This is a genomic window from Bacteroides xylanisolvens, from assembly GCF_018289135.1.
Taxonomy (GTDB): Bacteria; Bacteroidota; Bacteroidia; order Bacteroidales; family Bacteroidaceae; genus Bacteroides; species Bacteroides xylanisolvens.
The window spans coordinates 6058586-6071664 of record NZ_CP072216.1; the positions used below are offsets into that span (position 1 = coordinate 6058586).

At 43.4% G+C, this 13079-nt stretch carries 8 protein-coding genes and 1 pseudogene; 7 read left to right on the forward strand and 2 right to left on the reverse strand.

Annotation, left to right across the window (positions count from 1 at the left end):
* Positions 1-113: 113 nt before the first annotated feature.
* The 7 genes and pseudogenes from INE92_RS24740 to INE92_RS24765 all read left to right on the forward strand — a co-directional run bounded on the left by INE92_RS24740 (position 114) and on the right by INE92_RS24765 (position 9900).
* Positions 114-1400: an IS1380-like element ISBf12 family transposase gene (locus INE92_RS24740; RefSeq protein ID WP_009040242.1), complete on the forward strand. Its 1287-nt coding sequence runs from the start codon at positions 114-116 to the stop codon at positions 1398-1400.
* A 12-nt stretch (positions 1401-1412) separates the two neighbouring features.
* Positions 1413-1592 (forward strand): annotated as a pseudogene (locus INE92_RS27045) (hypothetical protein).
* Between the two features lie 85 nt (positions 1593-1677).
* A complete protein-coding gene (locus tag INE92_RS24745) occupies positions 1678-2697 on the forward strand; it encodes a GSCFA domain-containing protein (RefSeq protein ID WP_004301494.1) in 1020 nt (339 codons plus the stop codon).
* Positions 2673-5213 (forward strand): bifunctional UDP-N-acetylmuramoyl-tripeptide:D-alanyl-D-alanine ligase/alanine racemase, encoded by a 2541-nt coding sequence (locus INE92_RS24750; RefSeq protein ID WP_008020734.1) that lies wholly within the window; start codon positions 2673-2675, stop codon positions 5211-5213. The genes INE92_RS24745 and INE92_RS24750 overlap by 25 nt, the downstream gene beginning before the upstream one ends.
* Positions 5214-5370: 157 nt before the next feature.
* The gene (gene tatA, locus INE92_RS24755; protein WP_004301497.1) at positions 5371-5592 is read left to right on the forward strand and encodes a twin-arginine translocase TatA/TatE family subunit; all 222 of its coding nucleotides are present in this window, start codon (positions 5371-5373) and stop codon (positions 5590-5592) included.
* Between the two features lie 17 nt (positions 5593-5609).
* Positions 5610-6446 (forward strand): twin-arginine translocase subunit TatC, encoded by an 837-nt coding sequence (tatC, locus tag INE92_RS24760; RefSeq protein WP_004324871.1) that lies wholly within the window; start codon positions 5610-5612, stop codon positions 6444-6446.
* Positions 6409-9900 (forward strand): AAA domain-containing protein, encoded by a 3492-nt coding sequence (locus INE92_RS24765; protein WP_195436435.1) that lies wholly within the window; start codon positions 6409-6411, stop codon positions 9898-9900. The genes tatC and INE92_RS24765 overlap by 38 nt, the downstream gene beginning before the upstream one ends.
* A 399-nt stretch (positions 9901-10299) precedes the next feature.
* Here INE92_RS24765 and INE92_RS24770 read toward each other — a convergent pair whose 3' ends face one another.
* Positions 10300-11817 carry an MFS transporter gene (locus INE92_RS24770; protein ID WP_004301500.1) on the reverse strand — a complete coding sequence of 506 codons (1518 nt, stop codon included), beginning with the start codon at positions 11815-11817 and terminating at the stop codon, positions 10300-10302.
* Between the two features lie 327 nt (positions 11818-12144).
* Entirely contained in the window at positions 12145-13065 is a 921-nt protein-coding gene (gene kduI / locus INE92_RS24775) for a 5-dehydro-4-deoxy-D-glucuronate isomerase (RefSeq protein ID WP_004301501.1), read from the reverse strand.
* Positions 13066-13079: the final 14 nt, after the last annotated feature.

The following is a 13079-nucleotide window of genomic DNA, read 5'->3' on the forward strand; positions in this document are numbered from 1 at the left end:
TAAATTAAACTTTTTAAGTACCTGAGCAACAAAAAGTTGCTCAGGATTTTGCCATGTCAGAATTTTCACTTATCTTAGTGTTGCAAAAAAAACAAGAGAATCCGACGATAGACATGGCGAAGATACAAATTAAATCTGAGAGACTCACTCCTTTTGGGGGATTATTTTCAATCATGGAGCAATTTGACTCCACATTATCATCTGTAATCGACTCAACCCTCGGTCTAAGGTGTAGATCGTTCGGTTATCAGTACAGCGAAATCATCCGTTCTCTCATGAGTATCTACTTCTGTAGCGGTTCATGTATTGAGGATGTCACTACTCATTTGATGAACCACCTCTCGCTTCATCCGACACTTCGCACTTGTAGCTCTGATACTATCCTCAGGGCGATAAAGGAGTTGACGCAAGAAAACATTTCATACACATCAGATATGGGCAAGACCTACGATTTCAATACGGCTGACACTCTCAATACTTTATTGCTCAATTGTATATTTGCATCTGGCCAACTGAAAGAGGGTGAGATGTATGATGTTGATTTCGACCATCAGTTCATAGAGACAGAGAAGTATGATGCAAAGCCTACATACAAGAAGTTCCTTGGTTATCGCCCTGGCGTGGCGGTTATTGGCGATTTGATAGTCGGTATAGAGAATAGCGATGGTAACACAAATGTTCGTTTCCATCAGAAGGACACGCTGAAGAGGTTCTTTGCGAGATTTGAACAGAATGGGCTCACTATCAATCGCTTCAGAGCTGATTGTGGATCATGTTCCGAGGAAATCGTGGAGGAAATAGAAAAACACTGCAAGTCCTTCTATATCCGTGCTAACCGCTGCAGTTCGATCTACAATGACACCTTTGCTCTCAAAGGCTGGAAAACTGAGGAAATCAATGGCATTGAGTTTGAATTGAACTCTATCCTTGTTGAGAAGTGGAAAGGTAAGGCATATCGACTTGTGATTCAAAGACAGAAACGGATGGATGGTGTGCAGGATTTTTGGGAAGGAGAATACACATACCGTTGTATCCTGACTAACGACTATGATTCTTCCGTAAGAGAAATTGTCGAGTTCTATAACCTTCGTGGAGGAAAGGAACGTATCTTCGATGATATGAACAATGGTTTCGGGTGGGACAGATTGCCCAAATCCTTCATGGCAGAGAACACAGTGTTCCTTCTTCTTACAGCACTTATCCGTAACTTTTACAAGGCCATTATTCAAAGACTTGACGTAAAGAAGTTCGGGCTCAATGCAACAAGTCGCATAAAAGCGTTTGTCTTCAGGTTTATCTCTGTACCAGCCAAGTGGATCAGGACATCAAGGCGGTATGTGCTGAACATCTATACCTGTAATAATGCTTACGCAGATGTTTTCCAGACTGATTTTGGATAATGCCTACAACTTATGGGAATGATATTGTGTATTGCCTCAAGTCACATTGTGGGGTAAGGGGATATTGTAGGCAGAAGTGGGTGCTTCAAGTTCAAATTATCTGCAAATTCAGTAATGAGAGGACGTGTAAACGCAATAAGGACGTTCAAGGGCTTAGTTGCGGATTTGAGGATAAAATCTTATTCGGCATAGAGACGCATCTGTTTTTCTTATTTCCTAAGATTATTGAATCGTGAGGAAAAAGAGGGTGGAAATAGTTTTTTGATTACTTTTGCACATGAAACGTAATGAAATGATGGAAAATCGTATGAACTTTCAAACATCTGTAGAACTACCTGCCGGGATGCCGTCGGTCAGTCACGCAGATCATATTCTTCTGATGGGGTCCTGTTTTGCGGAAAATATCGGGCGACAATTAATGGATGCCGGATTTCAACTGGACCTGAATCCTTTTGGTATTCTTTATAATCCTTTGTCCGTCTCATCTGCTTTGAGGGAGATTATAAGAAATAAGGAATACAACAAACAAGATCTGTTTGCCTACAAAGATTTATGGCATAGCCCGATGCATCATGGCTCTTTTTCTGCTTTTACGCCCGAAGAGACATTGCATGCCATAAATTCACGTCTTCACCACGCTTATAAAAAACTGCCGGAATTGAACTGGCTGATGGTGACAATGGGAACTGCTTACGTTTATAAACAAAAGGAGAGTGGACAAGTGGTAGCTAATTGCCATCAATTGCCGGAGAGTCACTTTTTGCGTTACCGGCTGTCTGTAGAAGAAATTGTAGAAGATTATACAGCACTCATCACCGAAATGTCAGCCCGGAATCCGGATCTGAAATGGTTGTTTACAGTCAGCCCGATCCGTCATATACGCGACGGGATGCACGCCAACCAGTTAAGCAAATCGACTCTGCTGCTCGCCATCGACCGATTGCAACAACTGTTTCCGGAACGAGTGTTCTATTTCCCCTCTTATGAAATCATATTGGATGAATTACGTGATTATCGCTTCTATGCCGATGACATGTTGCATCCGTCTCCTCTGGCGATTCGTTACCTGTGGGAACGCTTCTCCGAAACCTTCTTTTCTCCTGAAACAAAGCAGGTTATCGTAGCTGTGCAAGACATCCGCCGGGACTTGGCGCACAAACCCTTTCATCCCGAATCAGAGGCGTATCAACGCTTTTTAGGACAAATAGTGTTAAAAATAGAACGACTTATCGGAAAATACCCGTACTTAGATTTTCAAAAAGAAACAGAACTATGTCATATGCGATTGAATCCATAGCCAAAAGTATCGGTGCCCGCCGTGTGGGCAAACATAAAGCGACTATTGATTGGCTGCTAACAGACAGCCGCTCTTTGAGTTTTCCGGAAGAAACTCTTTTTTTTGCTTTAACTACCAAACGAAATAGCGGAGCCCGTTATATCCCCGATTTATATGACCGGGGCGTACGTAATTTTGTAATTACGGAAGAAGACTTTAAAGAAGTTGAGAATGGAGAGTTGAGAGTTGAGAGTTCTATGCAGCATGATGGTGCGCAGCCCACTCTCAATTCTCAACTCTCAACTCTCAACTTCCTCATCGTTCCCAATCCTCTGAAAGCTTTGCAGAAGCTTGCCGAAACACATCGTGATAAATTTAAGATCCCTGTGATCGGTATCACCGGCAGTAATGGAAAAACCATTGTGAAGGAGTGGTTGCATCAGTTACTTAGCCCGGATCGTTGCATCGTTCGTTCTCCACGCAGTTATAATTCGCAGATCGGAGTCCCACTTTCTGTGTGGCAACTTTCTGAAGAAGCCGAGCTGGGTATTTTCGAAGCCGGTATTTCCGAGATGGGGGAGATGGGAGCTTTGAAACGAATGATTAAGCCTACTATTGGTATTCTGACCAATATCGGTGGTGCCCATCAGGAAAACTTCTTCTCCTTGCAGGAGAAATGCATGGAAAAGCTGACGCTTTTCAAAGACTGTGATGTCGTGATTTACAACGGTGATAACGAGTTAATCAGCAATTGTGTCGCAAAATCAATGCTGACGGCACGTGAGATTGCCTGGAGCCGTACAGACATTGAACGCCCGTTGTATATCAGCCGTGTGACCAAGAAAGAAGATCATACCGTTATATCCTATCGTTATCTGGAGATGGATAATACTTTCTGTATCCCTTTCATCGATGACGCTTCCATTGAAAATGCACTGAATTGTCTGGCAGCTTGTCTTTACCTGATGACACCTGCCGACCAGATAACCGAGCGGATGGCCCGTCTCGAACCGATTGCCATGCGTCTGGAGGTGAAAGAAGGAAAGAATAACTGTGTACTGATTAATGATAGCTACAATTCAGACCTGGCATCATTGGATATTGCTCTCGATTTCCTTGTACGCCGCTCGGAAAAGAAAGGCTTGAAGCGGACGCTTATCCTGTCGGATATACTGGAAACCGGACAAAGTACCGCTACGCTTTATCGGCGTGTGGCACAATTGGTACAGAGCAAAGGCGTTAATAAACTGATTGGTGTAGGGCAGGAGATATCTTCTTGTTCCGCTCGTTTTGATGATGATCTCGAACGCTACTTCTTCCCTAATACAGAAGCACTCCTTGCATCCAATATACTTAAATCGCTTCATTCGGAAGTGATTCTGGTGAAAGGTTCCCGCGTGTTCAACTTTGATTTGGTATCCGAAGCCCTCGAATTGAAGGTACATGAAACCATTCTTGAAGTAAATCTCGGAGCGATGGTAGCCAACTTGAACCATTACCGTTCTATGCTTCGCCATCCGGAAACAAAGATGATCTGTATGGTGAAAGCATCAGCTTACGGAGCCGGTTCGTATGAAATTGCCAAGAGTTTACAGGAACACCATGTCGATTATCTGGCTGTAGCCGTTGCTGACGAAGGTTCCGAACTCCGCAAGGCAGGCATTACCGCCTCTATTATCATTATGGACCCGGAACTTACTGCATTCAAAACCATGTTTGATTATAAACTGGAACCGGAAGTCTATAATTTCCATCTGCTTGACGCACTCATCAAAGCTGCGGAGAAAGAAGGAATCACCAACTTCCCCATTCATGTGAAACTTGATACAGGTATGCACCGTTTGGGCTTTGCGGTAGAGGATATTCCATTGCTTATCCGTCGTCTGAAGAATCAGAGCGCGGTGATTCCCCGTTCGGTATTCTCTCATTTTGTAGGAAGTGATTCGTCACAGTTCGACGCTTTCACCCGCGGACAGATTGAATTGTTCGAGAAAGGTTCGCAAGAATTGCAGGCCGCCTTCTCTCATAAGATTCTCCGTCATATCTGTAATACGGCAGGAATCGAGCGTTTCCCCGAAGCACAGTACGATATGGTGCGCTTGGGAATCGGACTTTATGGAGTCAGCCCGATAGACAATTCGATAATACATAATGTAAGTACGCTCAAGACCACCATCCTTCAGATCCGGGATGTTCCTCAAGAAGATACGGTAGGATATAGCCGGATGGGGCATTTGGTACGCCCTTCACGCATTGCAGCTATTCCTATCGGTTATGCGGATGGACTGAACCGCCACTTGGGACGCGGCAACGCCTATTGCCTGGTGAACGGAAAGAAAGCTCCTTATGTGGGGAATATCTGTATGGACGTCTGCATGATCGATGTGACGGATATTGATTGTCGGGAAGGCGATCAGGCTATCATCTTCGGTGATGATCTGCCGATTACGGTGTTGTCCGATAAGCTGGAAACGATTCCTTATGAAGTGTTGACAAGTATATCGACACGGGTGAAACGGGTATATTATCAGGATTAATTCACCACAGATTACACGGATTCACACAGATTGAAGAGAATATATAGTAGCAATAAATCGAAAGATAAGCTATAAATCTGTGTGAATCCGTGTAATCTGTGGTGAAAATGATTATATTTGCAGCAACTATTAAAAACCTCTTATATCAAATAAACTTATGACAAACTTATTATTGTTAGGCTTTTTGCCCAGTGGTTCCGAATGGATTATTATCGCTTTGGTTATCCTTCTTCTTTTTGGTGGAAAGAAAATTCCTGAACTGATGCGCGGATTAGGCAAAGGCGTAAAGAGCTTCAAAGACGGTGTAAACGAAGCGAAAGATGAAATAAACAAGGCTAAAGACGAGTTGGACAAACCTGTAGATCCTTCTAAGAACTAAAAGAGCACAACATACGGATGGCAGAAATGACCTTTTGGGATCATTTGGACGAATTGCGTAAGGTACTTTTTCGGGTAGTTGGAGTTTGGTTTGTATTGGCAATAGGCTATTTTATTGCTATGCCCTACCTCTTCGACCATGTAATACTTGCGCCTTGCCACAATGATTTCATATTCTACGATTTATTACGGCATATCGGTAAAACATTTGATTTGACCGATGACTTCTTCACGCAACAATTTTATGTGAAGCTGGTCAATATCAACTTGGCTGCTCCTTTCTTTATTCACATGTCGACAGCATTCTGGATGTCGGTGGTGACGGCTATGCCTTATATCTTTTTTGAAATATGGCGTTTCATCAATCCCGCCCTTTATCCGAATGAGAGAAAGGGCGTGCGTAAAGCATTGACTATCGGAACACTGATGTTCTTCATCGGTGTACTGTTGGGCTACTTTATGGTTTATCCGTTGACTCTCCGTTTCCTTTCTACTTATCAGTTGAGTTCGGAAGTGGAGAATATCCTGTCGCTCAATTCTTATATCGACAATTTTATGATGCTGATTCTCTGCATGGGATTGGCTTTTGAACTTCCATTGGTTACATGGTTGCTTTCTTTAATGGGAGTGGTCAACAAGTCCTTCCTGCGGAAATATCGCCGTCATGCGGTTGTCATCATAGTGATAGCTGCTGCTATTATTACTCCGACGGGAGACCCGTTCACCTTGAGTGTTGTTGCTATTCCGCTTTATCTGTTGTACGAGATGAGTATTTTGATGATAAAAGACAAGAAGAAAACAGAAGAGGAAGTTGAAGATGAAGCTGGAGATGAAGTTGCCCTGTCCGAAGAGTGAAGCGATAGAATCTTATGAAATCCTTTTAGCAGTTTGCCGGACGGAAGATGCTTATCTTGCCGTAGGATATAAGCAAATGCGCGACTTGCTGGAGCGTATTTGTCGCGCGCAAATGCAAAACGAAAGCTTACAGATGACCGACCTTTCCGCACGAATCAGTTTCGTGGCGGCTAAGGTCGGTCTTTCTGTTGCAGAGCAGAACCGGCTGCATACTTTCCGGCTCACTTCGAATGCTATCTTGAACCGCCAGCAGGAGCCCAACCGGGAACAACTCTTGCGCGATGCGAAAACATTAGCTTTCTTTATTCGTAAACTCCTGGAAGAGGATATTCCCTTGGAATTATACCGCCTACTTCCGCGTGCGGATGCCACCTACCTGGTTGCGCCTCCTGCCCGCGAACGAGTGCAGCGGATGCGTGTCTGCTTCCAGTATGCCGACGAGCAATATTTGTATGTGACTCCCTTGGACGAAGTCTCGGAGAAACCATATTTAGTTCGTTATAATATTCCTCAAATCAATGAAGAGTTTGCAGAAACGTGCAAACTGCTTTGGCGTCATGCCCAGGTCAATTTATTGGATGTTGCAGTGGATGAGGCGGGAATCCTGACTCCTTCTTTCATTGTACTCGAACCGGATTATTTACTTGACATCAGTTCTTTGGCAGAGTGTTTCCGTGATTACGGGCATCATCCGGCCAATTATTTTCTTTCCCGTCTTCAACCGATCGAAAATGCCCGGCCTCTGTTACTGGGAAATATAGCCAATCTTTTTCTGGACGAATGGATTCATGCGAAGAGTGAAGACATAGATTATCGTACCTGTATGCAGAAAGCCTTCCGGCGTTATCCTATTGAGCTGGCTGCCTGTTCCGATTTGCGCGACAAAGAGAAAGAACGCCAATTCTTTGAGGACTGCAAACTGCACTTCGATCATATTCGTGAAACGGTCAATGATACCTTTCATGCAGCCGGTTATGAACTGGACAAGACGGATGCCGTGCTCGAACCGTCTTATATCTGTGAAGCACTCGGACTTCAGGGACGTCTCGACTATATGCAGCGGGATATGTCTTCTTTCATAGAAATGAAATCCGGCAAGGCGGATGAATACGCTATCCGGGGCAAGGTAGAGCCGAAGGAGAATAATAAAGTACAGATGTTACTTTATCAAGCAGTCCTGCAATATTCGATGGGAATGGATCACCGGAAAGTGAAAGCCTATTTGCTTTATACCCGTTATCCGCTCCTTTATCCCTCCCGTCCTTCGTGGGCGATGGTACGTCGGGTGATTGACTTGCGTAACCGCATTGTGGCCGATGAATATGGCGTCCAATTGCGAAACAGTCTGGAATATACGGCACAAAAACTGGAAGAAATCAATGCCTCCACCTTGAATGAAAGAGGATTGAAAGGACGTTTTTGGGAAACATATCTGCGTCCTTCTATTGATAACTTTCAATCGAAACTGAAAGCTCTTTCTCCACTGGAAAAGAATTACTTCTATGCGGTGTACAACTTCATTACAAAGGAACTTTATACTTCAAAATCCGGTGATGTGGATTATGAAGGACGTACCGGGGCAGCTTCTTTATGGCTTTCTACATTAGCGGAGAAATGCGAGGCCGGAGAAATCATTTATGATTTGAGAATAAAGGAGAATCATGCTGCCGATGAACATAAAGCCGGACTTACTTTTTCTTTCTTTAAAAAGGAAAAGGCTGGGAAAACTTTGTTGAATGAAGCTGCCGTAAATGACATTACCGGAGATAAAGCTATTGGAAATGATATTACCGGAAATGAAGCCTCTGCAAGTAAGACTGTCAGCAGTGAAGCTCTTGAAACAGAGACTTCTCTTCCTAATTTCCGTCAAGGCGACGCCATTATCCTTTATGAACGTAACCGCGATACAGATAACGTTACCAATAAAATGGTTTTCAAGGGCAATATCGAGTACCTGACAGAAAACGAAATAAGTATTCGCTTACGTGCTACCCAGCAGAACCCATCCGTACTTCCTGCCGAAAGCCTTTATGCGATAGAACATGATACAATGGATACAACATTCCGCTCGATGTATCAGGGGTTATATATTTATCTTTCTGCAAGGAAGGAACGTCGTGACTTGTTGCTGTCACAGCGTCCTCCTCGGTTTGATGAATCATTGGATTCCATGATTTCCCGTTCGGAAGACGATTTTACGCGAATCGCCCTGAAAGCAAAAGCCGCACAGGATTATTTCCTTCTTATCGGACCTCCGGGAACAGGCAAAACTTCATGTGCCCTGAAGAAAATGGTGGAGACTTTTCATGCAGATAAAGATGCGCAGATTCTTTTGCTTTCATACACCAACCGGGCTGTCGATGAGATATGCAAGTCGCTGGCTTCCATTGCTCCGGCTGTTGATTTTATACGTGTGGGAAGTGAATTATCATGTGATGAAGCCTACCGCGGGCATCTGATTGAAAATGAATTATCCTCTTGTAACCGTCGTTCGGAAGTGTACGAACGCATCCGGAATTGTCGGATTATTGTGGGAACGGTAGTGGCTATTTCCGGCAAACCGGAACTGTTTTGTCTGAAACATTTTGATGTAGCTATTATTGATGAAGCTACCCAAATATTGGAACCGCAGTTGTTAGGCATTCTCTGTGCACGTGGAGAAGACGGAAAAGATGCAATAGATAAGTTTGTGTTGATCGGAGATCATAAACAACTGCCTGCTGTGGTACAGCAAAATACGGAGCAATCGGCCATTTATGATGAATCTTTACTGTCTATCGGGTTGACCAATCTGAAAGATTCCTTGTTTGAACGCCTCTACCGGAACTGTACTGCAACAGTTCATCGCTCCTACGATATGCTATGCCGTCAAGGGCGAATGCATCCGGAAGTTGCTTTGTTTGCTAATCGTGCCTTTTATGGAGGGCGTCTGATCCCTGTCGGCTTGCCTCACCAAATAGAATCATCCGATACTATCTGTCGTTTGGCTTTTTATCCCTCTGTGCCGGAGAAGGCCGGAGCATCTGCAAAGATCAACTATTCGGAAGCACGTATTGTTGCCGACTTAGCTGCTCGCATTTATGAAGATCATCAGACAGATTTTGACGAATCCCGTACTTTAGGAATCATTACCCCTTACCGGAGTCAGATAGCATTGATAAAAAAAGAAATAGAATCATTAGGTATTCCAGCTCTGAACCGAATTCTAGTTGACACAGTAGAACGGTTCCAGGGAAGCGAGCGTGATGTAATAATCTATTCCTTCTGTGTCAACTACCCTTACCAACTAAAATTTCTATCCAATCTGACGGAAGAAGAGGGTGTTTTGATCGACCGGAAACTGAATGTTGCCTTGACCCGTGCAAGAAAACAGATGTTCATTACAGGAGTTCCCGAGCTCCTCGAACGCAATCCACTCTATAAAAGTTTATTAAAATTAATAGAAAGCTTCTGAAAAATTGCATCATTTTGCAGATGTTAGTTTTTATTCTCTCTTTATGCAATTCATTAACACCTCTATGTTGAACAAACGCCTATATTTGCAACACGTTTTTTTCATAGAGATTTAGATTTAAGGTTAGAAGAATTGTGGAAGTCGTGAGACTTCCCTTTTTTTCATCTTAACGTTTACTATACTTCATTATAGGAATGCAAAAACACTGTTTCTAGTGTTTCGGTTAAAAATTTTGCAGGAGGATGATGCAGGATAAGTAAACCTAAAAAGCCTTCTTCGTGAGAAGAGGCTTTTTTATTTTTTCATTTTTCATTTTTTTGAATAATTGGTTAAAACAAAAGAGTAACTCGGCGACGAGTTACTCTTTTGTTTTTAACGATTCTATCTGTTCGAATAGATTTACTCTAATACGATAGGTTTGTATTTCGGAACTAATGCCTTCATGATAACCCAACCCAACAGATAAGCTACTGCACATACGCAGAAGATAACGAAATATCCGGCTGGTTTGCCTTCGAATCCCATGAATGTCATGGCTGGGTGTACGAATTGTGCTCCTTGTTCGAGTAATTCTTTTGTCATTTCCACCTCTTTGCCGTCGATCATCGTTGTTCCGGAAGCATATACGAACAAGTTACCTGCCACTTTCTGAAGAATCATAGAGCCTACGCCTCCTGCCATACCACCTATACCGGTGATACTTGCAATAGCTGTTCTTGGGAACATATCGCCTACGGTAGAGAATATATTGGCCGACCAGGATTGATGAGCAGCTCCACCAATACCGATTAAGATAACCGGGAACCATGGAGAAACAGTACCTAACGGTTGTGCTAACAGTACAACCAGCGGGAAGAAGGCGAAGATTAGCATCGCTTTCATACGGGCTGCATACGGATTCATACCTGTTCTGTTGATGAAGATAGTAGGTAATTTACCACCATAGATAGATAACATTGTCACTGCATAAAGCGTAAAGATCAACGCCATACCCAGCGGGTCGGAGGTTTTGATACCGAATTGTGTATTCAGATAAGACGGAGTCCAGAAAAGGAAGAACCACCATACGCCGTCAGTCATGAACTTACCGAAGACAAAGGCCCATGTTTGTTTGTAGCTGAAACATTGCCAGAACTTCATTCTCTTTTCATCTTTTTCATCTGTCATTGGAGCACTGCCTGCTTCGCGATTATCTTGCTCGATGTAATCAAGCTCTGCCTGATTGACATGTTTGCTTTTCGACGGGGCATCATACATAAACACCCAGAATCCCATCCAGATAAAGCCAAGTCCACCAATTACGATAAATGCCATTTCCCAACCGAACATTTTTGCCAGAATAGGAATGGTAAGAGGAGCGATCAATGCTCCGATAGATGCACCGGCATTAAAGATAGAAGTAGCATAAGCACGGTCTTTTTTAGGGAAGTACTCTGCGGTTACTTTAATAGCGGCAGGGAAGTTACCGGCTTCTCCTAAAGCGAGGATACAGCGGGCGGCGAGGAAGCAGTACATACTGACCGTAGCAATAGTCACTACCACATCTCCTGTGGCACCTGCCAGTTCTGCTGCACTATGAAGTCCAACTTGTGCTTCTGTGACAATACCACAAACGGCATGAAGACAAGCACCTGCCGACCAGACACCGATAGCCCATAAAAATCCTTTTTTAGTTCCCATCCAGTCGACAAAACGACCGGCAAACAGCATACATATAGCGTATACAATGGAGAAAACAGAAGTAATAGTACCGTAGTGAGATTCGTCCCAGTGGAATTCCGGTTTGATAAATTCATCCCACGTCAATGAGAGAACCTGACGGTCGAGATAGTTAACTGTAGTAGCAAAAAATAGCATAGCACAGATGGTCCATCTGTAGTTTGTCATCTTTTCGCCTGTTTTTTGAAATGCATTCATGATAATGGATTTAAATAGATTTTGTTTCGTTGACAAAGGTCGGTATTTCGACTGAATTTTATTTGTAAAAATTGGTCAAAATCATGTATTATTCGTTGCATTATATATGCTATTTGTTTCAAAGGATATAAAAATGTCTCATAGCATTATCATTTGCAACGTTGGGGGTAATACAGAAAGAAGATAAACGAGTTTGTGAATCAAGAGCAAATGAGTCTTATCTTTTAGACGCAGATGACGCGGATAATGCGGATTCTTATTTTTGATCCGTGCTATCCGCGTTATCTGCGTCTGAAAAATTATATGTCATACAGGAATACGCAACGGTTAGCGCATTTCTGTATATTTGATCTTGTCCATGTCTCCGTAATCGAGGTTTTCACCTGCCATACCCCAGATAAACATGTAGTTGCTTGTTCCGGCAGCAGCGTGGATAGACCATTCCGGTGACATGATAGCCTGCTCGTTCTGCATCCATACGACGCGTTCTTCTTGAGGTTCGCCCATGAAGTGGCAAATAGCATTTCCTGCCGGTACATTGAAGTAGAAGTATGCTTCTACACGACGAGAGTGAGTGTGTGCCGGCATGGTGTTCCATACGCTACCCGGTTTCAGTTCAGTCAATCCCATTTGCAGTTGGCAGGGGCCTTCTTCAAGTACGTTGTTAACAATCAACTGGTTGATAACGCGGTCGTTGCTTTCTTCCAGCTTTCCGGCAGCAAATGAGTTTGCTTTCAGAGAACCTTTACGTCCGTCGATAGTAATCAATTGAGTCTTGTATTCTTTGTGGGCAGTAGCCGAGTTGATGTAGAATTTGGCAGGATTGCTGGAATCTTTGCTCTTGAAAGTCACTTTCTGCTTGCCTCTACCTACGTACAGGGCATCTTTGAATTTCAGCGTATATTCTTTACCGTCTACGGTTACGATACCTTCGCCACCAATGTTGATGACACCCAGTTCGCGGCGTTCGAGGAAGAATTTAGATTTCAACGGGTCGATTGTTTCAAGTACCAATTCTTTTGTTGCAGGCACTGCGCCACCGAAGATCAGACGGTCGTACATAGAATAAGTAACGTTGATTTCGTTTGGAACCATTACTTTTTCCATCAGGAAGCTACTGCGCAAGCGGTTAGTATCATACGTTTTCACGTCTTGCGGACTGCAAGCCACTTGCATCTTGTAATTCACCTGGGCGGAGGCAGACATTGCTGCGATACCCAACATCATTGCAATTGCTAATTTTTTCATCTTTCGAGTTTTTT

Excerpts from the sequence above, each read along its gene's own strand:
- INE92_RS24740 (WP_009040242.1), top strand. The coding sequence starts at position 114 with ATGGCGAAGATACAAATTAAATCTGAGAGACTCACTCCTTTTGGGGGA.
- INE92_RS24745 (WP_004301494.1), top strand. The coding sequence starts at position 1,678 with ATGAAACGTAATGAAATGATGGAAAATCGTATGAACTTTCAAACATCT.
- INE92_RS24750 (WP_008020734.1), top strand. The coding sequence starts at position 2,673 with ATGTCATATGCGATTGAATCCATAGCCAAAAGTATCGGTGCCCGCCGT.
- tatA (WP_004301497.1), top strand. The coding sequence starts at position 5,371 with ATGACAAACTTATTATTGTTAGGCTTTTTGCCCAGTGGTTCCGAATGG.
- tatC (WP_004324871.1), top strand. The coding sequence starts at position 5,610 with ATGGCAGAAATGACCTTTTGGGATCATTTGGACGAATTGCGTAAGGTA.
- INE92_RS24765 (WP_195436435.1), top strand. The coding sequence starts at position 6,409 with ATGAAGCTGGAGATGAAGTTGCCCTGTCCGAAGAGTGAAGCGATAGAA.
- INE92_RS24770 (WP_004301500.1), bottom strand. The coding sequence starts at position 11,817 with ATGAATGCATTTCAAAAAACAGGCGAAAAGATGACAAACTACAGATGG.
- kduI (WP_004301501.1), bottom strand. The coding sequence starts at position 13,065 with ATGAAAAAATTAGCAATTGCAATGATGTTGGGTATCGCAGCAATGTCT.